The organism is Herbidospora sp. NBRC 101105, assembly GCF_030269205.1.
In the GTDB taxonomy this organism is placed as follows: Bacteria; Actinomycetota; Actinomycetes; order Streptosporangiales; family Streptosporangiaceae; genus Herbidospora; species Herbidospora solisilvae.
The window spans coordinates 259,559-284,878 of sequence record NZ_BSSX01000002.1 but is presented as its reverse complement, the minus strand read 5'-3'; the positions used below and the strand labels follow the sequence as shown (position 1 = coordinate 284,878).

The window sequence follows — 25,320 nt, the reverse complement described above, 5'->3', positions numbered from 1 at the left end:
GAAACAGGAAAGAAACCTTGCTGTGCGCCACAGCACAACACGCACGGGAAAACCTGTCAAGGTCAGTGTGAAACAGATGGAACAGACGGGACCGGTCCAGTGGATCCCCGCACTACCAGCTCGGCGCCCAGCGAGACGTGCAGCGCCTCGACGGCCTGCCGGCCGAGGATCCGCATGAGCAGGGTGACCGCCGTGCGGCCCATCTCCTGCAGCGGCTGACGCACGGTCGTCAGCGCCGGGGTCGTCGCGCGGCTGACGTCGATGTCGTCGAACCCGGCGATCGACAGGTCGCCGGGGATCGACAGGCCGCGCTCGGCGGCGGCCCACATGGCGCCGACGGCCATCTTGTCGTTGAACGCCACCAGCGCCGTCGGCCGCTCGGGCAGGTCGAGCAGTTCGGCCGCGGCGCGGTGGCCGTTGCGCGTGTTGGGCTCGACGACCGCGCGGGTCAGTTCCGGCGCGGGCAGCACGCCCGCCCCGGCCAGCGCGGCGGTGTAGCCGGCCAGGCGGGCCTCGGAGGCCAGCCACTCGACCGGGCCGCCGATGATGCCGACCCGGCGGTGGCCCAGGCCCACCAGGTGGGAGGTCACGGCCCGGCCCCCGGCGAAGTGGGCGGCCGACACGGCGGCCATGTCCTTGGCGGGCGGGGTGCGGGGGTCGACGACGACGAAGGGGAAGCCGCGGTCGCGAAGCCGTACCAGAACCGAAGGCTCCTCCGGAGGCAGGATCAGGATCGCGCCCGCGATCCCTGAGCGGCCCGGCAGGGTGCCCAGCGTCTCGGCCGGCTGGGCGGCCTCGCCCGCGTTGAGGATCATCTGGCGGCCGTGCAGGTCGATGGTCTCGGCGACCGACGACACGATGAGGCCGAAGTAGTCGGTCAGCAGGTAGGGGCAGCGCACGAACACCGCCCCGGCGGCCTGCTCGGCGCGCGGCCGGGGCGCCTGGTCGCCGAGGCGGCCGACGGCGGCCAGCACCAGCTCACGGGTGTGCGGCGCGACGTTGGCCTGCCCGTTGAGCACGCGGGAGACGGTGGCGATGGACAACCCGGTCGCCGCCGCGACGTCGCGGACCGTCGCCCTGTCTCTGGCCATACCGTCTCCAATGAATTCACAAGCCGCCGACAAGCGGGCAATCCTATAAAAGAGCCATGGAACTCACGCGGCCCAAACCGGCGGACGCCCAGGCGATCCACGCCCTGATCGCCGAACTCGACACGATCGTGGTCGGGCGGCCCGACTCCACCCTCGACGACATCGCCGACCTGCTCGTCGACCCCGACTTCGACCCGGCGACCGACGGCTGGCTCTGCTACGAGGACGGCCGCCTGACCGGCTTCGGCCAGGCGATGCGCAAGGGCCGCAGCGACGAGGTCATGCTCGACGTTCGCGCCCGCACCACCGCCGCGGCCGAGGCGTTGTGGGAGCGGGTCCTGGGCCGCTTCACCGGCGTCACCGCCGAGATCGGGGTGTACGCCCAGGACACCGCCCAGCGGGAGGCCGTCGAGTCGCGTGGCTTCACCTACGCGACGACCTTCCACCGCATGCGCATCGACCACCATGAGCAGCCCGAAGTGGTCTTCCTGCCCGGCGTGACCGTGGAGGCGGGCGCCTGGGACAAGGAGAGCATGCTCCGCGACGTCCACGACGTGCTGGAACGCGGCTTCGCCGAGCACTTCGGCGCCTACGAGCGCAGCTACGACGAGTGGTACGAGTCGCGCGAGGCCGCCAGTTCCACCGACTGGGGCCAGATGCTGCTGGCCCGGCTGCACGGCAGACCGGCCGCGGCCCTCGTCGGGACGAACAACTTCGTCCCCGACGAGAACTGCGGCTACGTCCAGCGGCTGGCCGTGCTGCCCGAACACCGCGGCCGGGGCCTCGGGAAACTGCTGCTCAGCCGGGCCTTCGCCGCCGACTACCGGCGCGGGCGGGTCGGCACCATCCTCGACGTGGACACCAACAACGTGACGCCCGCGCTGGGGCTGTACACGTCGATGGGCATGCGGCCCTACATGGCGCTCGACATCTGGTGGGCCCGCCTCTAGCCCTGAAGCCACCTGGCCGCGACGGCGGACGCGAACGCGGTCGCGGCCAGGCACACCATCGTGACCGAGATCGACCCGGTCGACAGGAACAGCGTCCCGAACACGGCCACCCCCACGACCTGCCCTAGCTGCAGCATCATCGCGAGCAGGCCGCTGGCGTCCGGCGCGTCGGCGGGCGCCACCCGGGCCAGCGCGACCGTCATGAGCGGGCTGAACGCCCCCGCCATCCCGGCCCCGATCACCGCCAGCACGATCAGCAGGTACGGCAGCCCGTGCCCGCCCCCGGAGAACACCCCGGCCAGCGCGACCAGCCCGAGCCCCACCACCACGGAGGCCGACACGATCAGCCGCCGGTGCAGCCTGGCGGGGATGCGCTTCCAGTTGAGGCTCGCCAGCCCGAACGCCCCGGCCATCGGGACGAAGGTCAGCCCCGCCCGGAGCGGGCTGTCGTGGAGGTCGTGCTGCAGGTGCAGGGCATTGGAGAACAGGAAGCCGCCGTACACGGCCATCACCCCGAAGATCGCGACCCCCGCCGCCACGAGCCCGGGAACCCTGAGCAGCCGGCCGGGGATGAGCGGATGCGCGACCCGGCGCTGGATCACCACGAACCCGGCGAAGACCAGCAAGCCCGCGATCATGACCGCCCAGCCGCGCTCCAGCACGAGCGGCACCACGACGAGGCTCGTCGCCAGCGACAGGGTGAGCAGCCCCGGCAGGTCGAGCCCCCGGCCGGGCTGGGGCTCGTCGGCGGGCAGGTTCCTGGCCCCGAGCCAGAGCAGCACCAGCCCGATGGGCACGTTGACCAGGAAGATCGGCCGCCACGAGGTGCCGAACAGGTCGAGCGTGACGAGCAGGCCACCGAGGATCTGCCCGCCGACCGCCGCGAGGGAGATGACGGCGGCGTAGACGCCCAACGCCCGCGCGCGGCCCGCCTGCGGAACGCCGACCTGGATGAGACTGAGCACCTGCGGCACCATCAGGGCGGCTCCCGCGCCCTGAAGCAGCCGGAAGGCGATGAGGGTGACCGCGCCGGGCGCGATCCCGCAGAGCAGCGACGCCACGGTGAACACGGCGAGCCCGGCGAGGAACCACCGGCGATACCCCGACCGCCCGCCGAGACGGGCGCCGGTGATGAGCAGCATCGCGTACGCGATCGTGTACCCGGCGACGATCAACTGGAGCTCGGCTCCGGACGCCGCGAGGTCGGCCTGGATGGTGGGGGCGGCGACGTTGACGATCGACACGTCGAGGATCGCCATGAACTGGCCGGTCAGGATGAGCCCCAGCAGGGGGCGCGACCGGGTTTCGACGAGGGACATGCCCTGTATGGTGGCTCTGCGCTTATCCAGTTACTAAGAGCCTGCTTATCCTGGTATTGGGGCTACCACCTATGGTCCGCCACGAACTCGCCGCCTTCCTGAAGAACCGCCGCTCCCGCATCTCACCCGCCGACGTCGGCCTCCCGCCCGGCACCCGCCGCCGCACCCCCGGCCTGCGCCGCGAGGAGGTCGCCCAGCTGGCCGGGGTGGGCGTGACCTGGTACACGTGGCTCGAACAGGGCCGCCCGATCAACGTCTCGGGCCAGGTCCTCGACGCCGTCGCCCGCACCCTGAAGCTCGACGCGGACGAGCGCGAGCACCTCTACCGCCTGGCCGACGTGCCCGGGGGAGTGGCCGGCGGCCCCGCCGACGACGAGCTCGACCAGGCCGTCCGCGACATCCTCGCCGGGCTCGACCCGCTGCCCGCCGCCGTCTACAACGCCCGCTACGACGTGCTGGCCTGGAACCAGGCGTATGCGGCGATCTTCTGCCGTATGGTGACGGTCCCCCGGTGCGAGCGCAACGCGCTCTGGCAGATGCTCATCGGGCCGTCGTGCTGCGCCGTGATGATGAACCGCGAGGAGGAACTGCCCCAGATGGTGGCGACCTTCCGCGCGGCCTACGCCCGCCACCTCGGCGAACCGGCGTGGACGACCTTCATCGACCGGCTGACGGTGGAGAGCGCCGAGTTCGCCCGGATGTGGGCGACCCACGACGTGACCCGGTCGTGGCGGCGGACGAAGATCCTCAAGCATCCGGCGGTGGGCCTGCTGAACCTGGCCAGCACGAGCCTGGCACTGGGTTCCCCGGCCGAGTCGAGGGTCGTGGTGTACACGCCGGCCGACGACGCGAGCCGGGCCAACGTGCAGTGGCTCTACGAGCACAAACCGGGCCTCGACCACGACCACTGAGCGAGGCGGACGAGAAAAGGGCGGCCCCTGGGGAGAGGGGCCGCCCTGGTCTCACGTGAGCGGGACGACTACCGGCCGACGGCCAGGCAGGTCGCCGTGGCCTTCTTCGTCGGGTCGCTCTCCGACGTCGCGGTCAGCTTGACCGTGCCCAGCAGGCTGCCGCCCTTGGCGCGGATCGCGTGGACCGGCACCGTCACCTTCTTGCCGAACTCGGCCGAGGTCAGGAAGTTCGGCACGTTGACCGACCAGCCCTTCCCGTCGACCGTGGTCGAGAGGCGGTACACGTCGCTCTTGGTGTAGGCCGAGACGTCCTCGGGGTGCGCGGCGGTCGAGGCCGCCGCCTTGCCCGTGTTCATCAGCTGGAACTTGCAGGTCGCCATGCCGTCGCCCAGGGTCACCCCGGCGGCGGGGAGCACGCGCACGCCGCGCTTCTGCGGGCCCGAGCCGTCCAGCGAGCGCACGGCCACCTTGTAGGACAGGGTGCCGTCCTTGGCGCGCTTGAGGTCCAGGACGTAGAAGTGCAGGCGGTTGGCCTCGTCCTTGAACTCGTACTCCGAGCCCGAGTCGGCGCCGGCCTTGAACAGGGCGTCCGAGAGCTGGCGGTAGTCGCCGATCGTGATCGGGACGGCGGTGCCGTCGGGCAGGACGTAGTCGGTCATGCCGATGTCCTGCGGGTTGGCGTCGACGACCCACTCGAACGGCGCGGAGTCCTGGTCCTTGGTCTTGGCGATCAGGACGCCCGAGTCGGGCGTGAACGAGTCGGCGCCCATGCGGTCGACGACCTCGACCGTGTAGTTGTTGTAGTTGCCGCCGTCGCACAGCGGGTCGGTCTGCCACTGGCAGGCGGGGGACTTGTCGCCGCTCTGGAAGGCGATGTTGACGCCCGACAGGCCCGTGGGGCCGGGCTGCACGACGCGGGCGGTCACGTCGGCCACCACGAGGCCCGACTCGTCGAGCTGGTCACGGTTGAGGCGCAGCACGTTCTGCTCGTCGACCATGTTCAGCTTGATCTTGTTGCGCAGCATGTGCTGGGCGCCCATCGAGCCGCCGCCGGTCGGCGGGATCAGCCAGCGGCTGTGCGGGCCGCCGGGGCCGTTGAAGCTGCCGCGGCTGAGCATCTCCCAGATGCCGGTGTACGCCCGGCGTACCGGAACCCCATAGGGGTTGTTGTAGTTGTCGGCGATGCCGAAGATGTGCGACAGCTCGTGGGCGTACACGCCCATGCCCGAGCTCTCGGCCTGGACCGAGTCGACGCCGAAGCGGGCGTTCGGCCAGAAGGTCGAGCCGGCCTGCCAGGAGGTCCAGTCGACGTAGCGGGTGGCCGACCAGTTGGGCAGGGCGGGGTCGTCGGGACCGAACTCGTCGGTCACGTCCTCCTTGGTCGGGAACTTCATCATCCCGAACTCCTGCCAGGTCGACGACTCGTCCTGACCGGCGCTCAGGTAGAAGACGAAGTCGAACTGGTCGGCGACCTCCTGGCCGACGGCGTTCAGCCACGCCGTGTTGCCGTCGGTGCGCAGGTTCTTGTTGCAGGTGTCGCCGGCCGGGCACGCGGCCCGCTGGTACTCCAGGGCGTACTCGTGGTCCTTGCCCGGCATCTGGTAAGGCCCGAAGCCGGTGAGCTCGACGCCGATGCGGCCGCCCGAGTCCTCCATCCAGTACTCGTGGATGGTGTGGCCCTTGTTCAGGTCGTTCGGGGTGTTCAGGAAGTCCTGGTAGAACTTGGCGACCTGCTCGCGCGGGATGTCGTGGGCCTGCGCCGACGGGTTCTTGAACACCGTCGAGCCCTGCGGCTGCGTCACGACGAACGGCTGGTTCGGGTAGTCGAGCAGGACCAGGGCGCCCTTGAAGGTGCGGTCGCTGCCCTTCACGCTCGGGTCGTTCCAGTTGGTGCCGGGAGGCTTCTTGTAGTCCGACCACGTCATGTGGTCGGGGTTCTCCCAGTTCTGCGGGTCGATCGGCTTCGGCATCTCCGCGTGACCGCCGAGCTTGCGCGCCATGGCGGCCGGCTCGTCCTGCTGCCAGGGCTGGGTCTGGGGCCAGTGGTCGTACCGCCACGGGGTCTCCGTGTCGGGGAGGGGTTCAGCGGCGAACGCTTGGGTGGCGTTCGCTAAGGCGAGGGGTGCGAGCAGCGCTGCCGCGACCAGCAGCCTGAGGGGGCGTTTCATAAAATGTCACGTTATATAAGCGCGTTTGGGGGATCAACCGTCACTCTGTTAGTACTCGAGTCATGCTCACGCCTCCCCGGGAACTCCCAGCCGATCTTCTCCGGACTGTGATCCAGCGGTCATGGAATCTGGACACGACGGGGCTCGGCTATCTTCCCGTGGGCTTCGGCAGCCACCACTGGACGATCGGCGACGAGTGGTTCGTGACCGCCGACGACAAACCCCACGACGCGCTGGCGGCGGCCCTCAGCGCCGTGCCGCCCTCCGTCGGGGTCGCGCCGGCCGCTCCTCTGGTGACCGTCGGGCGGTGGACGCTCCAGCTCTACCCGTACCTGAAGGGAGAGAGCTTCGAATGGGGGGAGTTCAGCTCGCCCGAACACCGCGCCGCGACCCTCCGCATGGTCCGCGAGGTGCACCGCTCGCCCGTCTGTCAGGCCCGCTTTGACACGTTCCACATCCCCGGCCGCGACGCCGCCCTGGCCTTCACCCCTGGAGAGGGCCCGTTCGGCGCCCGCGCCGCCGACCTGCTCGCCGGGCGCGCCGAGGTGCTCAGAACCCACTTCGGCCGGTACGACACCCTCGTGCGCGACGCCCTGAAGCTGCGTGACCGGATGGTGCTCACACACGGCGAGCCCCATCCGGGCAACACGATGCGCACCCGCGACGGCTGGCGGCTCATCGACTGGGACACCGCCCTGATCAGCCATCCCGAGCGCGACCTGTGGCTGCTGGAGGAGACCGAGGGCGCGCTCCCGTGGCTGCTCGACCTCTACCGGCTGCGCTGGCGGCTCAACGACGTCGCCGAGGAGGCGCGGAGGTTCACCCTGCCCCACACGGGCAGCGACGACGACGCGTTCGGCTGGACGATCCTCCGCGACACCATGAATGATCTCTGACATGGATCGAACCTTCGACCTCGACGAGGCCGACGCCCTGATGCCCGAGGTGCTGGCCCGCGCCATCGTTCTCGTGGACCTGCGGGCCGACCTGGCCGAGCTCACCCTCGACCTGCGCGCCTCCGGCCACTCCCGGCTGGGCGGGCTGGCCGAGTCGAAGGCCTTGGAGGCGCGGCTGGCCGAGACGATCGGCTGGTTCACCGAGACCGGCATCGAGGTGAAGGGCCTGGCCCCGTTCCTCATCGACTTCCCGTCGGTCCTCGATGGCGAGTCGGTCCGGTTGTGCTGGCTGGAGGGCGAGTCGTCGTTGTCGTGGTACCACCTGACGGCGCTGGGTTTCGCCGGACGCCGCCGCCTCCCCTAGCCGCCTTGGGTCCAGATCGTCTTCCACTTCGAGCACTTGTTCACGGGCTTCTTGGCGGTGCCGCGGCAGACCTGGGCGCGGATCTGGAGCACGCCGCCCAGGTTCTTGGTGAACGTGCCGGTGCCGGCGACGCAGTTGTAGATCCCGTGCGTCCGCCACCGGCCGTTGGTGGCGCTCATCGACCTGATCAGCAACCAGGAGCACGTCCTGCCGCGCGAGTCGTCGAGGTTCCCCGAGATGCGGTGGCCCGACTGGCCGACGGTGATCTTCCCCCAGGCGGTCGCCCAGCCGTCGGTGGAGTGGATGCCGCCCCACTTCCAGGTGGTCGGGGCGGCGTGGGCGGGGGTGGCGGTCAGGGTCAGCGCGGCGGCCGCGACGGCCGTGAGGATGCGTCGTTTCACGTCCCCATTGGTAGCCGGGCCGACTTGTGACCGGCTTGCGGTCTAGTGGGGGTCGTCTTCGACGAACTCCTCGTCGTAGTCGGGGTCGAGGCTGCCCCAGACGGTGCCGTAGCGCAGGGTCACCAGGCGGCCGACGGCCTCGTGGGCGCCCAGTGGGGCGGCGCAGTTGAAGTTCTCCGTGAGAGCGCTCACCCGCTCGGCGTCGGCTTCCGGGCCGATGATGAACGGGGCCAGGGCGATGCGGGAGGCGCCGATGTTGCGCAGCCGCTCGGCCGCGTCGGCCACCGTCGGGCGGCCGTCGAAGGCGGCCGGGACGACCGGCAGGGCCAGGCGGGCGGCCAGCAGGACCGCCGTCGCGTCGGCGCCGCGGGCGGACTCGTCGCCCCCGGCCGTGGCCACGATGATGCCGTCGACCGGAGAGGTCACGTTGAACAGCCGGATGCGGTCGGCGCGGGCCAGGCCCTTCTCGGCGAGGCGGACGTGCAGGGCCTCGGCCAGCAGCGGGTGGGGGCCGAGCGGGTCGGTGACGACCACGTCGGCCTCGCTCTCGCGGGCGGCCTCGCGGACGGAGCGCATGACGCGCGGGTGGGGCCCGGTGACGAGGGGTACCGTGATGGCGGCGTGGCCGTCGGCGGTGCGGGCGTTGCCGATGGCGGCGAACTCCTTGGCGAGGTCGGCCCCGCCGTCGCTGAGCGAGATCAGGCGCAGGTCCAGGGTCGGGTTGTCGACCCGGATCATGGTCGCCAGTTCCGTCACGACGTCGTCGACCGCGCCCGGGACCGCGAGCACCAGAACCGGCGCGTCGGCGGGCAGCGTGACGGGCAGCGGGCGCCGGTGGCGGCCGCCTCCACCCGGGCGGGACGAGCGCTCCCGTGTGGGGAGCTTCGCCGGAACGTCATGACCTTCGTTCACACCGGCGGATTCTAGGACCAAGCGGGCGATTTCGTGGAGTCGACGGGCCGAGTCGTTCGCAGAGAGGACGATGGAATCCATGATCACTGTGTTCGGCAGCGCCAATATGGATCTTGTAGCGTACGTGGAAAGGGCCCCTGAGCTGGGCGAAACCGTTTCGGGACGGGAATTCCGGACGATTTGTGGCGGAAAAGGGGCCAACCAAGCAATTGCATCGGCACTTGCGGGCGGAGACGTGCGATTCGTCGGCGCGGTGGGCTCCGACGGGTTCGGCGCCGAGCTCCGCGAGGCGCTCGACCGGTCGGGAGTGGACACCCGCGCGCTCCGGACCGTCGACGGGCCGTCGGGGATCGCGCACATCGTCGTCGAGGACGGCGGGGCCAACTCGATCATCGTCGTCCCCGGCGCCAACGGAGAAGTGTCCGAGGAGGACGCCCGGACCGTCTCCGCGAACGCTCCGCAGGGCCGCTCCGCCGCGGGCCGCACGACGGACGCCCTTCTGCTCCAGCTGGAACTGCCCATGCCCGCCGTCGTCGCGGCGGCCCGGGCCTTCTCCGGGCTGGTGGTGCTGACGCCCGCGCCGGTCGTGCCGCTGCCCCGGGAGCTTCTGGACGCCGTGGGGCTTCTCCTGCCCAATGAGCACGAAGCTGCCGCCATCACCGGTCTCACAGCGCCTGAGGAGGCGCTGGAAGCCCTTCTGGCGCTGGTTCCCGAGGCGGTGGTCACTCTTGGTGCCGACGGGGCGATCTACGGCTCACGGGACGGCTCACGCCTCCGGGTGCCCGGCCGCCCGGTCGAGGCGGTCGACACGACCGCCGCCGGCGACACCTTCGCGGGGGCGTTCACGGTCGCGCGGACGGAGGGCCGTACCGCCCAGGAGGCTCTGGAGTTCGCCACCGCGGCCGCCGCGTTGTCGGTCCAGCGGCCCGGCGCGTCGACCTCGATGCCGACCAGAGAGGAGATCGACGCCGAAGTAAGGTGAGAACCATGCCCGGCGCGGAGATCGTGGAGGCCGGCGGGCGCGAGGTGACGATCACCAATCCCGATCGGGTGGTCTTCCCGCGCACCGGCCACACCAAGCTCGACCTGGTCCGTTACTACCTGTCGGTCGGCGGGGGAGCCCTGCGGGGCGTCGCCGACCGGCCGACCGTGCTCAAACGGTTCGTGCACGGCGTCGACGAGGAGCCGTTCTTCCAGAAGCGGGCGCCCGCCAAGCGGCCCGTTTGGATCGACGTCGCCGAGTTCCGCTACCCGAGTGGGCGCAGCGCCGAAGAGGTGGTCGGGCGCGACCTGGCGACCGTCGTGTGGTGCGTCAACCTCGGCTGCGTCGACCTCAACCCGCATTCGGTGCGCTTCCCCGACATCGACCACCCCGACGAACTGCGCGTCGACCTCGACCCGGTCCCGGGCGTGCCGTGGCCCGACATCATCGCGGTCGCGCTGACCGCCCGCGACGTCCTGGAGGAGCACGGCCTGACGCCGTTCCCCAAGACGTCGGGCTCACGCGGCTTCCACGTCTACGCGCCGATCGCGCCCGAATGGACCTACCCGCAGGTGCGCAAGGCCGCCGAGGCGGTGGCCCGCGAGGTCGAGCGCCGCGCCCCCGAGATCGCCACCTCCCACTGGTGGAAGGAGGAGCGGCAGGGCGTCTTCGTCGACTTCAACCAGAACGCCCGCGACCGCACCACCGTCAGCGCCTACTCCGTCCGCCCCACGGGCTGGGTGTCGACCCCGCTGACCTGGGACGAAGTGCCGTCATGCGACCCCACGGAGTTCACGATGGAGGCGGTCACCGCCCGCTTCGAGGAACGCGGCGACCCGTGGGCCGCGATGGACGGCGTGGAGGGCTCGCTCGACTCGCTGCTCGCGCTGGCCAAGGCGCAGGGGCCCCGGCCGAAGAACCCCGAGAAGTTCCCGGTCATCGAGATCGCCCGCTCCGAGAAGAAGGAACCGGCGCTCCAGGCCCTGGAGAACTGGAAGAGGCGTCACCCGGAAGCGGCCGCGCGGCTGGAACCCGCCGACGTCCTCGTCGACTCCATGCGCGGCCGCTCGTCCACCTGGACCCGCATCCGGGTCAACCTCCAGCACGTGCCGGAAGACGAGAGGCCCCCGCAGGAGCCCCTCGAAGTCGACTTCGACCCGTGGGCCGCCTACCGCCCCGGGCCGTAGATGTCCCACAGCTCGCCCAGGAAGAAGGTGCCGAACCGGGCCAGTGCCGCCAGCCCGTTCGGCCCCGTCGTCGTGAACGTGGTCAGCATGCGCGCCAGGTCGGACGGCGAGATGTGCATGGTCCCCGAACCGAGCGGCTTCGCCGGGTCGTCGTCCTGCACGTGGCCTTCGAGCAGCCGCGTGTGCAGCGTCGAGGTGTCGAGCCAGAGCCGCGTGGGCGGCCCGTGCTCGACGTTCTTGACCCCCGCCAGAGTGCGGGGCCGGCCCTCGCCGTCGCGGAAGTGCAGCAGGTAGCGCATCTCCCGGCGATCGGGCGCCTCTCCGGGTGCGAAGAGGTTGAACCAGCCCCGCTCGATGGGACGCCGGCCCCCGCAGACAGCGGCGTCTATCCATCCCTCGGCCCGCGCCGTGTGCTCGGGCTCGGCGAGGAAGCGGTCGACGTCGTCGGCCGTGATGGTGATCCGGAAGCTGATCGGATCGCTTCCGTCGAGCGAACCGCGCATCTCCTCGGTGAAGGAGAGCGAGGTGACCGTGCGGATTCCCATCAGACGTGCCTTCTTCGTCGTGATCATTCGGTCGGCCAGCCGGGTGGCCAGCCGGTCGGCCATGGCCGCGATGGTCAGGGCCGGATTGGCCCCGACCGGGCCGGGCATGGCCGCGCCGTCGGCGACGTACAGGCCCTCGTGGCCGAAGACCTGGCCGTCGGCGTCGACGACGCCCTCGCCGACGTGGCGGCCCATCGGCGCGCCGCCGAGCGGGTGGACGGTGACCACCCGCTTCAGCGGCGCGTCGGAGTAGTCGGCGCCCAGCACGTCGCCGATCCGGCGGATCGTGCCGCGCACCCGGTCGAAATATGCGTCGCTGGTCTCGGCCGTCCAGTCGAGAACCAGCCGGTCGCCCGACAGACGCAGGATGCCGTCGGGCACGTCACGGCCCATGGCCAGCATCGGCAGCGACCGGTCCGAGAGCTCGCCTCTCCCCATGAGGCGGGCGAACTCGGCCGACAGGTTGTGGTCGCGGGTGACCAGTCCCCGTACGCGCTCCAGCGCGAACCTGACCGCCCGCTTGAACTCGTCGCCGACGTCGGCGGCCTCCGCGATCCAGTCGATGAAGGCGGGGAACCCGCCCTCCTGGATGTACGCCGACCCCGGCAACCTGACCACACTCGTGATGACCGGTCCCTTCGACGCCGCGACGGGCCGGTCCTTGGCCCGCAGCAGGAACGCGATCAGATCGCCGTTGCCGGAGAACCGGGTGCCCAGCATGTGGCTCATGCCGGGCAGCGCGTGCCGGTTCGACAACAGCAGCTTCACCGTGCCGTACGTCCCCGCGGCCAGCACCAGCGCGTCGCAGCTGATCGTGTGCGGGCCCGTGAGGGGGTCGTGCTGCACGTAGCCGATGTCGTAGCCGCCGCCGGTGCGCGGGATGATCGACTTCACCTCGTGCAGGGTCCGGATGTCGGCGCCCATGTGGCGGGCGGCGGACAGGTAGTTGTGGTCGAGGCTGTTCTTGGCGCCCTCGTTGCAGCCGATGTTGCACTCGCCGCAGAGCCGGCAGGTGCGGCGGCCGGTGGCGTGCAGGCTGCCGTATTCGGGCTCGACGATCGGCAGGCCGAGGCCCGGTTCGGCGCCCGGCTTGGGGGCGAAGGCGACCGCCAGCGGCGGCAGCGAGAAGTCGAGGCCCAGCTCGGCCGCGGCGTCCTGGACGACCCGCGTCTTCAGCGTGTCGCGGTAGGCCGGGCGGTCGATCGGGTAGGTGGTGGCGCCGAGCATGCGCTCGACCTCGTCGTAGTGGGGGTCGAGGTCGGCCCGGCCGATCGGCCAGTGCTCGTGGCCGCCGCCGGGCAGCGGCGACTCGGTGACGAACGCCTCCTCGTCCTTGCGCAGCAGCACGTTGGCGTAGATGAGCGAGCCGCCGCCGAGGCCGCTGGAGACGATCGAGTCGCACGAGCCGAAGCTCCACACGTCGTACATGCCGTGCAGGCCCTCGGACGGGTCCCAGAACGCGCGGCCCATCTGGGCGGGGCTGCGCGGGAAGCTGCCGGGCGGGTAGGGACGGCCGCGTTCGAGCACGACGACCGACAGTCCGGCCTCGGCGAGCCGGTAGGCCGCCACGGCCCCGCCGAAGCCGGAGCCGACGACCACCGCGTCAACGTGCTCCACTGCCGCTCCTCGTGATGAAGTCGAGGATGTGCGGGAAGACGTCGACGTGGGCGTTCTTGCCGATGATGGGGTCGACGTGGCCGTAGCCGGGGAGGATGCGAAGTTCGTGCAGGCCCGGGTTGTGCCGCGACATGATCTCGTGGCAGACGACGTTGGAGTCGGTGAAGACGTGGTTGCGGTCGCCGGTGAGGAACAGCACCGGCACGTCGATGTCGGAGGCCGCCTCCAGGTAGTCGGCGGGCAGGTCGCGGAACCGGTCGTCGTGCCGGACGGCGTGCCCGGCGCGCACCATCTTCCGCATGTGCCGGTAGTAGTGGACGCCGTTCGCGCCGAACAGGTCGGCCACCCGCTGATGGGTCTCCTCGGCCAGGTTCTCGTGGCTCCACAGTCCGGGGTTCCCGGCGCCCCACATGAAGCTGATCATGTGGCACGACCGCACGTCGCACTCGCGGTGGAACAGCGACACCATGCGCGAGATCATCCAGCCGCGCGTCATGACCGGCGCGTCGCCGAACCGCGGGTCGAGGAACGGCACCCCGGCGACGTAGTCGAAGAAGCCCGGCCCGAACGCCAGCTTGAGCTTCGACCAGGTCGGCACGTGGGTGACCAGGGCGACGCTGTTGGAGGTGACGCTGGCGATCCCGTCGACCAGGCCGGCGGCCAGGCTCATCATGAACGACACCGACCCGAGGCACTGCGCGATCACGTGGATGCGCTTGTGCGGCCCGATGTGGCGGCGCAACTCGGCCAGGCCGGCCGGGTGGTCGAACAGCGCGATGTCGTCGAGGGTGAAGCGGTGGGTCTCGGTGTCGTACGGATGGCGGCAGCTCATCCGGAAGTCGAGCGACCAGACGTCGGTGAGCCCGTTGTTGAGCAGGAAGGTCACCAGGTTGACGTGCTCCGGCATGATGAACATGTCGGTGGAGGCGGGCAGACCGTGCAGCAGCAGCACGACGTCGTCGGAGTCGGCCCGAAAGAACCGCGTCAGTTCCAGTCCCAGCCCGTCGTCGGTGGGGAACGGGTACATCGTGATCTCGGCGTCGCTGACGCCGTCGTTGGTGAACCGGGCGATGCGCATGAGTCCGCCTCCTCTCGGGTCCCACAATGCCAAGGCGCGGTCCACCCCTACATCGTGGAAAACTCGTACATTCAGCCGAGCTGGCCGAGCGCGGCCGTCATGCCGCCGCGAGAGGTCACCCCGAGCTTCTCGAACGCCCTGGTCAGGTGGGTCTCGACGGTGCGCACCGAGATGTGCAGGCGGGCCGCGATCTGCTGGTTGCTGCACCCCTCGGCGACCAGCCGGGCGATCTCCAGCTCGCGCCCGGTCAGCCCGTGGGCCCCGGTGGCCCGCGCCGCCGCCACCCGCTTGCCGGCCCGGCGCTGCTCCCGCACCGCCGCGGCGGCCATGCCGCGGGCGCCGCAGGCGGTGAAGATCTCGTGGGCCGCCTCCAGGTGCGGCAGCGCGGCCCGTTTGCGGCCCCCGTCGACGCACGCCACACCCGCCCGCAGCAGCGCGCGCCCGGCGTCGAGCCGGTGGCCGGCCTTGGTGAGGATCTCGGCGGCGGTCAGGGCCAGCTCCTCGGCTTCCGGCCCGATGGTCGCGTGGGCGCGGGCCAGCCGGGCCAGCCCGTCGGTCAGCTCCAGCTCCGGGCGGACCATCGTGGCCGCCCGCTCGGCCCAGGCGGCCGACTCCTTCGGCTCGTTCCTGGCGGCGTGGGCGCAGGCCATGGTCTCGCAGAAGGCGAGCATGCTGAACTCTTCCAGCCGGTCGCCCGCGAAGTCCTCCTCGACGGCGGCGATCGCCTCCTCGTCGATGCGGCCGGAGTTGGCCAGCGCGGTGGCGTAGGCGAAGCGGGCCTGCGCGCCCGGCCACTCGCTGACGCTGACGCCGGAGGTGGCGGCCTCGTGGCCCAGGCGGATGGCGTCCTCGTCGTCGCCGGCCGCGCCGGCCAGGAGGCTCTGCTGGGCCATGGCGACCACGCGGGCGTACCCGGAGTTGAGCAGCAGGGCGATCTCGGCCGACTCCTCGGCGGCGATCTGGCCCTCGGGGATGCGCCCGAGCACGCCGTTGAGGCGGGCCAGCCCGGCCAGCATGTTGGTCAGGATGAAGGTCTGCCCGGTCGCCTTCACCGCCGCGATGGCCTGCTCGAACCGGGCCAGCGCCGGGCGGTGCTGGCCGAGCCAGATCTCCGACCAGCACATCCAGGCGACCGTGTCCATCCAGGCGAGCTGGTGGATCTCCGGGGTGGCGTCGGCCAGCGCCTGCGCGGCGGCGACGTGGCGCAGCGCCTCCTCGACGCGGTGCCCGGCGTAGGCGGTCATGGGGCGCAACATCGCGATGGCCAGCCGCAGGCCCGGGTCGTCGCTGTCGTCGGGCATGAAGTCGAGCACCGCCTGGGCGGCGCGATGGTCGCCGCGCATCAGGCTCTCGGCCACCAGGCGCAACCGCATCGGCAGCGCTGCCGGGAGGCGCGGCTCGGGGATCTCCCGCAGCTCGGACACCAGCACGGCCCGGCCCTCGCCCGGCCGGTCGAGCAGCCGCTCGACGAGGGCGCAGAAGCGGGCGGCCTGGGCCCGGCGGCCGTAGTCGTCGCGGGGGAGCAGCCGCAGCACCTCGTAGGCGGTGTTCCTGGCCTCGGTTAGGCGTCCGCTGACGGTCTGGTTGCGGGCCAGCTCCAGCAGCAGGTCGAGCCGGTCGGTGGTGTCGGGCAGCAGCCCGAGCGCGGCCTGGAGCCAGTGGGCCGAGGTCGCCGGGGCGGTGGTGGCCACCTGGCGGGCGGCGGTGACCAGCACGTCGACCGCGTCGCGGTCGCCGAACGCCGCCGAACGTTCCACGTGGACGGCGCGCAGCGGGGCCGGGGCGTCGACCTCGGCCAGCCGTTCGGCGATCCGGCGGTGGGCCGAGAGCCGCCACCCGGCCTTGGCCGATTCGTACGCGGCCTGCCGCACCAGCGGATGACGGAACCGGAACCGCCCGCCCGCGCCCGGCCGCACCAGGTCGCGGTCGACCAGCTCGTCGAGCGCGTCGAGGGCGGTGGACAGCGGCACCTTGGCGGCCACGGCGGCCAGACCGGCCTCGAACTCGTCGGCGGCCACCGCCGCGCCCTGGGCGACGATCAGCGCGTCACCCGACAGGTCGCGCAGCTCCAGGGCGAGCGCGTCGTTCTTGGAGCCGGGTAAGTCGCCCGCCTCGACCCTCGCGAGGGCCTGCAAGTAGAAGGGGTAGCCCTCGCTGGCGTCGTACAGGGCCTTCTTGCGGCTTCTGCTCACGTTCGGCCCGAGCAGCTCCCCGGCCTCCTCCTCCGAGAGCGGCCCGATCGTCACGCGCGACCCGCCGAGCGCCAGCCGCGGCGGCGCCTGCTTCGGCCGGTAGGCCACCACGACCAGCAGCGGCGCCTTGGGGGAGTGGCGGCTGACGTGGTCGAGGAACTCGATCGTGGCGTCGTCGGCCCAGTGGACGTCGTCGAGCACCAGCACGAGCCCGTTCGGGCGGGCGATCCGCGCGAGCAACTGGGCGACGGCCCGATAGAGGCGATAGCGGGCGAGCGCCGACACGTCGTCGGAGGGCTCGGCGGTGGCGCCCAGGGCGGGGAAGACGGAGGCGAGCAACTGGGCGTCATGCCCGGCTTGGGGAGACGCGCCCTGGTCGTGCGGACCGGGCGTGTCGTGGTGGCCCAGGTGCTCGTGGCGGGTGTCGTCGAGGTGGCCGTCGAGGGCGTCGACCAGCGCGGAGAACGGCATGACCTGCTCGAACTCGGCGGCCCTGCCCCACAGGGTGAGACAGCCGCGTTCCCCGGCGAGCCGTTCGAGCTCGGCCAGCAGCCGGGTCTTCCCGGCTCCGGGCTCACCGACGAGCGCGAGCAGCCGGAACTCTCCGCTCACGATCGCGTCCAGCGACCCCCGAAGATCATTCAGCACGTCCCGCCGGCCGACCAGGGGGGCAGAATGATCATTCATCGGCGGCACCATGATCACTTGCCTGGTATCTCACAGCGACTTTACAGCGACGGCGAAAACGATGCCCGGCATTAACCCGCATCACCGCCGCATTCAACGCATAGTCATGCAAATCGTGACGGGCACTCGCCTGATTCTTGCGCGACGCCGTGACTTCTGGCGCGAACGGGCAACCAGGGGCATGCCCGATTCCCGAGTTTCGGCCGCCGGGGTCTGCGGATGCCCGGGGTCTGCGGACGCGGGCCAACGGACGCGGCCCCTCCGCGCTCGTTCGCGCGGAGGGGCCGAAGTCGTGGCCTTGGGTTAGACGAGGCCCTTGGTCTCGAGGACCGAGCAGCAGGTGTTCACCAGCAGGCGGGTGACCACGTAGGGGTCGGCGTTGGCGTTGGGGCGACGGTCTTCGATGTAGCCCTTCTTGTCGACCTCGACCTGCCACGGGATGCGGACCGAGGCGCCGCGGTTGGAGACGCCGTAGCTGTAGACGCTGTAGGGCGCGGTCTCGTGGTGGCCGGTGAGGCGCTGCTCGATGCCGAAGCCGTAGCCGGCGATGTGCTCCTCGACCTTGCCCTCGCCGCCGAGCGCCTCGCAGGCCGCGATGATCGCGTCGTAGCCCTCGCGCATGGCCTTGGTGGAGAAGTTGGTGTGGGCGCCGGCGCCGTTCCAGTCGCCCTTGGCGGGCTTGGCGTCGAGGGTGGCGGACACGCCGTAGTCCTCGGCGATCCGGTAGAGCAGGTAGCGGGCCATCCACAGGTGGTCGGAGACCTCGAGGGGACCGGCCGGGCCGATCTGGAACTCCCACTGGCCGGGCATGACCTCGGCGTTGATGCCGGAGATCGCCAGGCCCGCCTCGATGCAGGCGTCCATGTGGGCCTCGACGATGTCACGGCCGACGACCTCGTCGGCGCCGATGCCGCAGTAGTAGGGGCCCTGCGGGCCGGGGAAGCCGCCGACCGGGAAGCCGTAGGGGCGGCCGTCCTTGAAGAACGTGTACTCCTGCTCGATGCCGAACCACGACTCCTGGTCGGCGAAGCGCTCGGCGATCGGGGTCAGCAGCGCGCGGGTGTTGGTCGGGTGGGCCGAGCCGTCGACGTTGTAGACCTCGCACAGCACCAGGACGTTGTCGCCGCCCCGGATGGGGTCGGGACACGAGAAGACCGGCTTGAGCACGCAGTCGGAGGCGTGGCCCTCGGCCTGGTTCGTGCTCGAACCGTCGAAGCCCCAGGTGGGGAGCTCGGCACCGTCCGCCAGCACCTTGGTCTTGGACCGGAGCTTCGGGGTCGGCTCAGTGCCGTCAATCCAGATGTACTCGGCCTTGAACGCCAACGTCTTTCCCTTCCTCGGAGGCGGACCGCGTTGATTGGCCGCCACGCCGAGATTGCCAAGAAGCCATTTCGGGTCCGTTGCCCGTTTGTGAACACGATGTGAAACGGGAGGTCCCAGTGTTAAATCGTCCGGTTCAGCTGCTGGTGATCACCGCGAATCGGGCGCCGAACTGGTCGGCCAGGACCGCGAACCGGCCCACGGTCTCGACCGAGACGGGCGGGTCGAGGATGGTGCCGCCCTCGGTGACGGTCGCCTCGACCGCGGCGTCGACGTCTCTGACCTCGAAGTAGGGCAGCCAGAACGGCTTGGTGCCCGGGTTGAGGGTGACCACGCCGCCGATCGTCGGGCGGTCGCCGCCCGGCAGCCGGATCGTGGTGTAACCGACGCCGGCGACGGTGGCCTCGATCGACTGGTGGTCGAGGGCCGCCGCGTAGAAGGGCGCGACGGCGGGCGGGCTGGCGACGTAGAGCTCGGTCCAGCCCAGGCTGCCCGGCTCGGTCACCGCGTCGAGGCCCTTGCGGGCCCGGCCCTGCCAGATCGCGAAGTCGGCGCCGGCCGGGTCGGTCAGCGCGGCGGTGCGGCCCTGGTCGAACACGTCGTAGGGGGCGACCCTGATCGTGCCGCCGGCCTTCTCGGCGCGGGCCACGGTCTCGTCGGCGTCGGGGGTGGCGAAGTAGATCGTCCAGGCCGAGCTGGTGCTCTCTTCGGTCAGCGGGCCGACCGCGGCGACGATCTTGCGGTCGTGGAGGAAGAAGCCGTAGCCGCCCGAGTCGGGGCCGGCCGACTGGAAGTCCCAGTCGAGCACGGCGGCGTAGAACGTGGTCGAGGCGTCGGTGTCGGGCGAGCCGAGGTCGACCCAGCAGGGGGCGCCCGGCAGGTAGTCGGTCGTGAGCATGCGAGCTCCTTCGAACAGGTTTTCGGATGACGACACTCTGTCACGTCCTGCCGACAGTTTTTCCAAGATCGCTCCCGAAGCCTCCTGGAAAGAGGAGTATTTCCGGCGAAATGGGGCGCCCGTGACTCCACTCGATAGGGTCCGCTCATGCCGACCCAGATCATCCGCTACCGCGTCGCCGACCAGGAGAAGGCCGAGGAGAACGTGCGCCTCCTTCAGGAGGTCTTCGCCGAACTGGCCCGGGAGCGGCCCGGCGGGATCACCTACCAGTCCTACCGGCTCGACGACGGCCTGACCTTCGTCCACGTCGTCACGACCGACGACCTCCAGATCCTGATGCGCTTCGAGAGCTTCCTCGCCTTCACCCAGACCCTGGGCGGGCGGCTCGACGGCGTCCCCCACCGCGAACAGGCCACCCCCGTCGGCTTCTTCGACGGCCACCTGCGATCATGAGAAATCTCCCCCTCCACAGATGAGGGGGGTGGCCGTGGCCCTGCGGGGGTGGCTCCTGAACGGGCTCACGGCCGACCGGAGCCACGTGGAGCAGGGCCCGGCGGAGAAGCACGCCTGGTGGCGGGTCATGTGCCTGACCGGCGTCGACTACTTCTCCACCCTGGGCTACCAGCCGGGCATCGCCGCCCTCGCGGCGGGCGCGTTGTCGCCGGTCGCGACGCTGTTCCTGGTCGCGCTCACCCTGTTCGGGGCGCTGCCCGTCTATCGGTACGTCGCCGGGGAGAGCCCCCGCGGCGCCGGGTCCATCGCGATGCTCGAACGGCTCGTCCCGGCCTGGCAGGGCAAGCTCTTCGTGCTCTGCCTGCTCGGCTTCGCCGCCACCGACTTCGTCATCACCATGACCCTGTCGGCGGCCGACGCGACCGCCCACATCGTGGAGAACCCCTTCGCGCCCCGCTGGCTCGACGGCCAGGAGATCCCGATCACGCTCGTGCTGCTGGCCGCCCTCGGCGCGATCTTCCTGGCCGGGTTCACCGAGGCCGTCGGGGTGGCGACCGTCCTCGTGGCGCTCTACCTGGCGCTGAACGCCGTGGTCGTGGCGGTGGCCGTCGAGCACGTCGCGGGCAATCCGGCCGTTTTCGCCCAGTGGGAACGGCTGCTGGAGGCCCGGCACGCCTCCCCGCTGGCCATGATCGGGGTGGCGCTGCTGGTCATGCCCCGGCTGGCGCTGGGCCTGTCGGGGTTCGAGACCGGGGTCGCGGTGATGCCCGTGATCCGGGGCGACATCCCGCAGCGGATCAGGTCGGCCCGCAAGATGCTCACCGCCGCCGCCCTCATCATGAGCGTGTTCCTGATCCTGAGCAGCTTCGTGACCACCCTGCTGATCCCGGCCCACGAGTTCCAGCCCGGCGGCACGGCCAACGGCCGGGCCCTGGCCTACCTCGCGCACGCCTACCTGGGCGAGTGGTTCGGCACCCTGTACGACGTCAGCACCATCGCCATCCTCTGGTTCGCCGGAGCCTCGGCGATGGCCGGCCTGATCAACCTGGTGCCCCGGTTCCTGCCGCGTTACGGCATGGCCCCCGAGTGGACCTCGGCGGTCCGGCCGCTGGTGCTGATCCTCACCGTCATCGCGTTCGTGATCACCTTCATCTTCGACGCCGACGTCGACCAGCAGGCGGGCGCGTACGCCACCGGCGTGCTGGTGCTGATGTTGTCGGCGGCCGTCGCGAGCTGCCTGTCGACCCGGGCCAAGGGGCGGCGCGGGGCCGCGCGGGCCTTCGGGGTGATCAGCGCCGTGCTGACGTACACGCTGGTCGACAACGTGATCGAGCGGCCCGACGGGGTCAAGATCGCCGGGTTCTTCATCGTGGCCATCGTGGTCACGTCGCTGATCTCGCGGGCCACCCGGTCGACCGAGCTGCGGGTGACGCGGGTGCGGCTCGACCCGCTGGCCGAGGAGTTCGTCAACGAGTGCTGCGCCGGCGAGCTGCACCTCATCGCCAACGAACCGCAGCGCCGCGACCAGGCCGAGTACAACGACAAGCTGCGCGAGAACTGGTTCATGCACCGGCTGCGCAGCTCCGAGCAGGCCATGTTCGTCGAGGTCACCGTCAACGACGCCTCCGAGTTCGAGACCGAGCTCTACGTCCGGGGCGAGGAGCGGTTCGGGCACAAGGTGCTGAACGTCGAGAGCTCGACCGTCGCCAACGCGCTGGCCGCGCTGCTGCTCTACCTGCGCGACCGGACCGGCCGGGTGCCCAACATCTACTTCCACTGGACCGAGGGCAACCCGATCAACGCGATGCTCCGCTACCTGATCTTCGGCGGCGGCGACGTGCCGCCGCTGACCCGCGAGGTGCTGCGGCTCGCCGAGCCCGATCCACTGAGGAGGCCGCACGTCCATGTGGGGTGACCTCATCCTCGTCGTGCTGACGGCCTTCGTCGTGAACGAAGCGTGCCCGGCGGTGCCCTTCATGACCGAATATCAGGGAGTGAACGTCGAATGCGCCCAAATAGGACAGAACTATGTGGCCGGCTGGACGATCCCGCCGGACGCGGTGACCGCCGGTGGGCCTGGCCTCGCTCCGCACATCTCGGTCAGGTACGCCGGCCTCCGGGCCGCCCGCGTCGTGAGGGAACGCGGCCGCCCGGTCGAGGAGGTCCGCTCCCTCATCCGCCGCCCTACCGACGTCCCCGCTCTCGGCTTCATGGGTGACGCCCCGGCACGCAGCCTGGGCCTCGGCGGATGACGGTCCGGGGCCGCCTGCGCGTCTACCTGGGCGCCGCCCCGGGTGTCGGCAAGACCTACGCCATGCTCGGCGAGGGGCGCCGCGCCGCCGAACGCGGTCGCGACGTCGTGGTCGGCCTGGTCGAGACGCACGGCCGCGCCAAGACGGCCGCGCTGCTGGCCGGTCTGGAGGAGGTGCCGCGCCGGGAGCTGGAGTACCGGGGGACCCGGCTCACCGAGATGGACGTCGACGCCGTGCTCGCCCGCCGCCCGAAGGTCGCCCTGGTCGACGAGCTCGCGCACACCAACGTGCCGGGGTCGCGCAACGCCAAACGCTGGCAGGACGTCGAGGAGCTGCTCGACGCGGGGATCGACGTCGTCACCACGGTGAACGTGCAGCACCTGGAGTCGCTCAACGACGTCGTCGAGGAGATCACCGGCGTCCCGCAGCGGGAGACGGTGCCCGACGAGGTGGTCCGCCGGGCCGACCAGATCGAGCTGGTCGACATGTCGCCCGAGGCGCTGCGCCGCCGCATGGCCCACGGCAACGTCTACGCCCCGGAGAAGGTCGACGCGGCGCTGTCCAACTATTTCCGGGTGGGCAACCTGACCGCGCTGCGCGAACTGGCGCTGCTCTGGGTGGCCGGGCGGGTCGACGACCAGCTCGACCGCTACCGCGCCGAACACGGCATCGCCACCACCTGGGAGGCCCGCGAACGGGTCGTCGTGGCGCTGACCGGCGGGCCCGAGGGCGACACCCTGATCCGCCGCGCGGCCCGGGTGACCGCCCGGACCAAGGGCGCCGACCTGCTGGCCGTGCACGTCACCCAGGGCGACGGCCTGGTCGGGGGGGACCCCGCCCACCTGGCGCGGCAGCGGGCCCTGGTCGAGGCGCTCGGCGGCACCTACCACCAGGTCGTCGGCGACGACGTGCCCCGGGCGCTGCTCGACTTCGCGCGCGGGGTGAACGCCACCCAGCTCGTGCTGGGCGCGTCGCGGCGCGGGCGGCTGGCCCAGATCCTCTTCCGCGGGGTGGGGGCCGAGACGATCGCGCGGTCGGGGTCGATCGACGTCCACATGATCACCCATCAGCAGGCCCGCAGGGGCCTGCCCCGGCCCGGCTCCCGGGCCGCGCTGACCCGCACCCGCCGCCTCGCCGGATGGGCCACCGCGCTGGTCGGCATGCCCGTGCTGACCGCCGTCGTCTACCCGCTGCGCGACCTGCTCGCGCTGCCCAGCGAGATCCTGCTGTTCCTGCTGCTGGTCGTGATGGTCGCCCTGGTCGGCGGCATGTCCCCGGCGATCACGGCCGCCGTCGTCGGCTTCCTGCTGCTGAACTACTTCTTCACCCCGCCGGTCGACAAGATCACCGTCGCCGACCCGCAGAACCTGCTCGCGCTCTTCGTGTACGTCCTGGTCGCCGTCATGGTGAGCCTGGTCGTCGACCTGGCGGCCCGCCGGACCCGCGAGGCCGCCATGGCGGGCGCCGACGCCGAGGTGCTGTCGACCCTGGCGGGCCACGTGCTGCGCGGCGAGGCGGCGCTGCCCTCCCTGCTGGCCCGCCTCCGCGAGACCTACGGCCTGACCTCGGTGACTCTGCTCGAACGCGCCGCCGCCCCGGCCCTCGACGACCGCGCCGACCCCGAGGCGTGGCGCATCGTCGCCACCTCCGGAGGGGTGCCGTGCACGAGTCCGGGGGCCGCCGACACCGACGTGGTGATCGACGACAACCTGGTGCTGGCGGTCAGGGGCCGCCTGCTGGGCGCCTCCGACCGCCGCGTCCTGGAGGCCTTCGCCGCCGAGACGGCCGTCGCGCTGCGCCAGCGCCGGCTGGAGGCGGAGGCCGAACAGGCCAAACCGCTCGCGGAGGCCGACCGGATGCGCACCGCCCTGCTCGCCGCCGTCAGCCACGACCTGCGCACCCCGCTCGCCTCGGCGAAGGCGGCGGTCGAGGGCCTGCGCAGCACCGACGTGACCTGGTCGGCCGCCGACCAGGCCGAACTGCTCGCCACCGCCGACGAGTCGCTGGTGAAGCTGACCCGGCTGGTGGAGAACCTCCTCGACATGAGCCGGTTGCAGGCCGGGGTGCTCGGTGTGGCACTCCAGCCGGTCGCGCTGGCGGAGGTGCTGCCGAGGGCGGTCGAGGACACCCGGGTGCGGATCGACGTGCCCGACGACCTGCCCGAGGTGACCGCCGACCCGGCGCTGCTGGAACGGGTGCTGGCGAACCTGGTCTCCAACGCGCTCCGCTACAGCCCCGAGTATGTGCTGGTGACGGCCAGCTCCCACGACAACAAGGTGGAGATCCGCGTGGTCGACCGGGGCCCCGGCATCCCCCCGGAGGCCCACGACCAGGTCTTCCAGCCGTTCCAGCGCCTCGGCGACCGCGACAACCACGCGGGGGTCGGGCTCGGGCTCGCGTTGTCGCGCGGGCTGGCGGAGGCGATGGGCGGCACGCTCACCCCGGACGAGACGCCGGGCGGCGGGCTGACGATGACGGTCACCCTTCCGTCAGCCGATCCCGCGCCTCCATCAGGGCGAAGCCGAGCAGGTTGAGCCCCTGCCACGTCGCCGGCGAGGCGGCCCGCTCGTCGGCGGCGGTCAGGCCGATGCCCCACACGCGGTCGTGGGGGCTGGCCTCCACCAGCACCCGGTCGCGGGTGCCGAGCAGGTATGCGCGCAGGTCGGGGTGGGCGGCGAACTTGGCGGTGCTGCCCCGCACGACGATGGCGTAGCGGTGCTGCGTCCAGACGTCGTCGTCGAAGCCGCGGACCTTGCGCCCCAGCTTCTTCGCCTCGCCCGGATGGGCCGCCGCGAGGATCTCGGCGGCGGTCTCGGCGTCGTCGAACAACCAGGCCTTGTGGGCCATCATGTAGTGCTCGGCCGAGCGGAACACGTGGCCGTCTTCGGTGAAGTCGGCCTCCCACCACTGGCTCAGGCAGCCCGCGCCCACCCCGCCGTCGCGGGGCGGGCGGTGGCCCCAGAAGAAGAGGTAACGGAGCGCCTGACCGGAGGCCTCGGCGTGGACGGCTTCTTCGACGGAGCGGGGTAACGTCACCGGGCCAACCTAACGGGCGCACCCGACGTTCTCCGGCTCCGGATCGCAGCATAATCGGAAC

General features: G+C 71.3%; 21 protein-coding genes. 10 read left to right on the top strand and 11 right to left on the bottom strand.

The features are described from left to right. Nucleotides 1-62 precede the first annotated feature (62 nt). Complete coding sequence (locus QSK34_RS10225; protein ID WP_161479276.1) at nucleotides 63-1,091, bottom strand: LacI family DNA-binding transcriptional regulator; 1,029 nt, start codon at nucleotides 1,089-1,091, stop codon at nucleotides 63-65. 56 nt (nucleotides 1,092-1,147) lie between these two features. Between QSK34_RS10225 and QSK34_RS10220 the strand changes: the two genes are divergently transcribed. After that, entirely contained in the window at nucleotides 1,148-2,041 is an 894-nt protein-coding gene (locus QSK34_RS10220) for a GNAT family N-acetyltransferase (RefSeq protein WP_285582545.1), read from the top strand. On the opposite strand, the gene QSK34_RS10215 is transcribed toward QSK34_RS10220, so the two are convergent. Further along, nucleotides 2,038-3,360, bottom strand: a complete 1,323-nt coding sequence (locus tag QSK34_RS10215) for an MFS transporter (protein WP_285582543.1) — start codon at nucleotides 3,358-3,360, stop codon at nucleotides 2,038-2,040. The two genes, QSK34_RS10220 and QSK34_RS10215, sit on opposite strands and share 4 nt — an antisense overlap. Nucleotides 3,361-3,431: 71 nt before the next feature. Between QSK34_RS10215 and QSK34_RS10210 the strand changes: the two genes are divergently transcribed. Further along, nucleotides 3,432-4,271, top strand: coding sequence for a helix-turn-helix transcriptional regulator (locus QSK34_RS10210; RefSeq protein WP_161479279.1), 840 nt, complete (start codon nucleotides 3,432-3,434; stop codon nucleotides 4,269-4,271). Between the two features lie 68 nt (nucleotides 4,272-4,339). On the opposite strand, the gene QSK34_RS10205 is transcribed toward QSK34_RS10210, so the two are convergent. Beyond that, the gene (locus QSK34_RS10205; RefSeq protein ID WP_285582539.1) at nucleotides 4,340-6,439 is read right to left on the bottom strand and encodes a M6 family metalloprotease domain-containing protein; all 2,100 of its coding nucleotides are present in this window, start codon (nucleotides 6,437-6,439) and stop codon (nucleotides 4,340-4,342) included. Between the two features lie 107 nt (nucleotides 6,440-6,546). On the opposite strand from QSK34_RS10205, the gene QSK34_RS10200 reads away from it, so the two are divergent. Together QSK34_RS10200 and QSK34_RS10195 are read left to right on the top strand one after the other, a co-directional pair. Further along, nucleotides 6,547-7,335 carry a phosphotransferase gene (locus tag QSK34_RS10200; protein ID WP_285582537.1) on the top strand — a complete coding sequence of 263 codons (789 nt, stop codon included), beginning with the start codon at nucleotides 6,547-6,549 and terminating at the stop codon, nucleotides 7,333-7,335. Nucleotide 7,336: 1 nt separating this feature from the next. Further along, a complete protein-coding gene (locus tag QSK34_RS10195) occupies nucleotides 7,337-7,699 on the top strand; it encodes a DUF2203 domain-containing protein (RefSeq protein WP_285582535.1) in 363 nt (120 codons plus the stop codon). Here QSK34_RS10195 and QSK34_RS10190 read toward each other — a convergent pair. After that, nucleotides 7,696-8,100, bottom strand: coding sequence for a hypothetical protein (locus QSK34_RS10190; RefSeq protein ID WP_285582533.1), 405 nt, complete (start codon nucleotides 8,098-8,100; stop codon nucleotides 7,696-7,698). The two genes, QSK34_RS10195 and QSK34_RS10190, sit on opposite strands and share 4 nt — an antisense overlap. 42 nt (nucleotides 8,101-8,142) lie before the next feature. Further along, nucleotides 8,143-9,012 (bottom strand): sirohydrochlorin chelatase, encoded by an 870-nt coding sequence (locus tag QSK34_RS10185; protein WP_051760398.1) that lies wholly within the window; start codon nucleotides 9,010-9,012, stop codon nucleotides 8,143-8,145. A gap of 106 nt (nucleotides 9,013-9,118) precedes the next feature. Between QSK34_RS10185 and QSK34_RS10180 the strand changes: the two genes are divergently transcribed. Together QSK34_RS10180 and QSK34_RS10175 are read left to right on the top strand one after the other, a co-directional pair. After that, nucleotides 9,119-9,994 (top strand): ribokinase, encoded by an 876-nt coding sequence (locus QSK34_RS10180; RefSeq protein WP_502875417.1) that lies wholly within the window; start codon nucleotides 9,119-9,121, stop codon nucleotides 9,992-9,994. A 5-nt stretch (nucleotides 9,995-9,999) separates the two neighbouring features. Beyond that, nucleotides 10,000-11,181, top strand: coding sequence for a DNA polymerase domain-containing protein (locus QSK34_RS10175; protein ID WP_285582526.1), 1,182 nt, complete (start codon nucleotides 10,000-10,002; stop codon nucleotides 11,179-11,181). On the opposite strand, the gene QSK34_RS10170 is transcribed toward QSK34_RS10175, so the two are convergent. The 5 genes from QSK34_RS10170 to QSK34_RS10150 all read right to left on the bottom strand — a co-directional run bounded on the left by QSK34_RS10170 (nucleotide 11,163) and on the right by QSK34_RS10150 (nucleotide 19,518). Then, on the bottom strand, nucleotides 11,163-13,343 hold the full coding sequence (locus QSK34_RS10170; RefSeq protein WP_285582524.1) for an FAD-dependent oxidoreductase: 2,181 nt from the start codon (nucleotides 13,341-13,343) through the stop codon (nucleotides 11,163-11,165). The genes QSK34_RS10175 and QSK34_RS10170 overlap by 19 nt on opposite strands. Next, nucleotides 13,330-14,421, bottom strand: a complete 1,092-nt coding sequence (locus QSK34_RS10165; protein WP_285582522.1) for an alpha/beta fold hydrolase — start codon at nucleotides 14,419-14,421, stop codon at nucleotides 13,330-13,332. The genes QSK34_RS10170 and QSK34_RS10165 overlap by 14 nt, the downstream gene beginning before the upstream one ends. A gap of 71 nt (nucleotides 14,422-14,492) precedes the next feature. Continuing rightward, the gene (locus tag QSK34_RS10160; protein ID WP_285582520.1) at nucleotides 14,493-17,300 is read right to left on the bottom strand and encodes a helix-turn-helix transcriptional regulator; all 2,808 of its coding nucleotides are present in this window, start codon (nucleotides 17,298-17,300) and stop codon (nucleotides 14,493-14,495) included. 303 nt (nucleotides 17,301-17,603) lie between these two features. Continuing rightward, the gene (gene glnII / locus QSK34_RS10155; protein ID WP_285582518.1) at nucleotides 17,604-18,623 is read right to left on the bottom strand and encodes a glutamine synthetase; all 1,020 of its coding nucleotides are present in this window, start codon (nucleotides 18,621-18,623) and stop codon (nucleotides 17,604-17,606) included. Between the two features lie 133 nt (nucleotides 18,624-18,756). Further along, nucleotides 18,757-19,518, bottom strand: a complete 762-nt coding sequence (locus QSK34_RS10150) for a VOC family protein (RefSeq protein ID WP_285582516.1) — start codon at nucleotides 19,516-19,518, stop codon at nucleotides 18,757-18,759. Nucleotides 19,519-19,665: 147 nt separating this feature from the next. On the opposite strand from QSK34_RS10150, the gene QSK34_RS10145 reads away from it, so the two are divergent. Genes QSK34_RS10145 through QSK34_RS10130 form a run of 4 tightly spaced genes read left to right on the top strand, consistent with a single transcriptional unit; the run spans nucleotide 19,666 to nucleotide 24,757 of the window. Further along, nucleotides 19,666-19,971 carry a hypothetical protein gene (locus QSK34_RS10145; RefSeq protein WP_161479290.1) on the top strand — a complete coding sequence of 102 codons (306 nt, stop codon included), beginning with the start codon at nucleotides 19,666-19,668 and terminating at the stop codon, nucleotides 19,969-19,971. Nucleotides 19,972-19,990: 19 nt separating this feature from the next. Continuing rightward, the gene (locus tag QSK34_RS10140; protein ID WP_285582510.1) at nucleotides 19,991-21,886 is read left to right on the top strand and encodes an APC family permease; all 1,896 of its coding nucleotides are present in this window, start codon (nucleotides 19,991-19,993) and stop codon (nucleotides 21,884-21,886) included. Further along, nucleotides 21,876-22,223 (top strand): potassium-transporting ATPase subunit C, encoded by a 348-nt coding sequence (locus tag QSK34_RS10135; protein WP_285582508.1) that lies wholly within the window; start codon nucleotides 21,876-21,878, stop codon nucleotides 22,221-22,223. The genes QSK34_RS10140 and QSK34_RS10135 overlap by 11 nt, the downstream gene beginning before the upstream one ends. Beyond that, complete coding sequence (locus QSK34_RS10130; protein WP_285582507.1) at nucleotides 22,220-24,757, top strand: DUF4118 domain-containing protein; 2,538 nt, start codon at nucleotides 22,220-22,222, stop codon at nucleotides 24,755-24,757. The genes QSK34_RS10135 and QSK34_RS10130 overlap by 4 nt, the downstream gene beginning before the upstream one ends. Here QSK34_RS10130 and ybiA read toward each other — a convergent pair. Beyond that, nucleotides 24,702-25,259 (bottom strand): riboflavin biosynthesis intermediates N-glycosidase, encoded by a 558-nt coding sequence (ybiA, locus tag QSK34_RS10125; protein WP_285582505.1) that lies wholly within the window; start codon nucleotides 25,257-25,259, stop codon nucleotides 24,702-24,704. The genes QSK34_RS10130 and ybiA overlap by 56 nt on opposite strands. Nucleotides 25,260-25,320 lie beyond the last annotated feature (61 nt).

Coding starts and splice junctions, on each gene's coding strand:
- QSK34_RS10225 (WP_161479276.1), bottom strand. CDS start 1,091: ATGGCCAGAGACAGGGCGACGGTCCGCGACGTCGCGGCGGCGACCGGG.
- QSK34_RS10220 (WP_285582545.1), top strand. CDS start 1,148: ATGGAACTCACGCGGCCCAAACCGGCGGACGCCCAGGCGATCCACGCC.
- QSK34_RS10215 (WP_285582543.1), bottom strand. CDS start 3,360: ATGTCCCTCGTCGAAACCCGGTCGCGCCCCCTGCTGGGGCTCATCCTG.
- QSK34_RS10210 (WP_161479279.1), top strand. CDS start 3,432: ATGGTCCGCCACGAACTCGCCGCCTTCCTGAAGAACCGCCGCTCCCGC.
- QSK34_RS10205 (WP_285582539.1), bottom strand. CDS start 6,439: ATGAAACGCCCCCTCAGGCTGCTGGTCGCGGCAGCGCTGCTCGCACCC.
- QSK34_RS10195 (WP_285582535.1), top strand. CDS start 7,337: ATGGATCGAACCTTCGACCTCGACGAGGCCGACGCCCTGATGCCCGAG.
- QSK34_RS10180 (WP_502875417.1), top strand. CDS start 9,119: ATGGATCTTGTAGCGTACGTGGAAAGGGCCCCTGAGCTGGGCGAAACC.
- QSK34_RS10175 (WP_285582526.1), top strand. CDS start 10,000: ATGCCCGGCGCGGAGATCGTGGAGGCCGGCGGGCGCGAGGTGACGATC.
- QSK34_RS10165 (WP_285582522.1), bottom strand. CDS start 14,421: ATGCGCATCGCCCGGTTCACCAACGACGGCGTCAGCGACGCCGAGATC.
- QSK34_RS10160 (WP_285582520.1), bottom strand. CDS start 17,300: ATGAATGATCATTCTGCCCCCCTGGTCGGCCGGCGGGACGTGCTGAAT.
- QSK34_RS10150 (WP_285582516.1), bottom strand. CDS start 19,518: ATGCTCACGACCGACTACCTGCCGGGCGCCCCCTGCTGGGTCGACCTC.
- QSK34_RS10145 (WP_161479290.1), top strand. CDS start 19,666: ATGCCGACCCAGATCATCCGCTACCGCGTCGCCGACCAGGAGAAGGCC.
- QSK34_RS10140 (WP_285582510.1), top strand. CDS start 19,991: ATGAGGGGGGTGGCCGTGGCCCTGCGGGGGTGGCTCCTGAACGGGCTC.
- QSK34_RS10135 (WP_285582508.1), top strand. CDS start 21,876: ATGTGGGGTGACCTCATCCTCGTCGTGCTGACGGCCTTCGTCGTGAAC.
- QSK34_RS10130 (WP_285582507.1), top strand. CDS start 22,220: ATGACGGTCCGGGGCCGCCTGCGCGTCTACCTGGGCGCCGCCCCGGGT.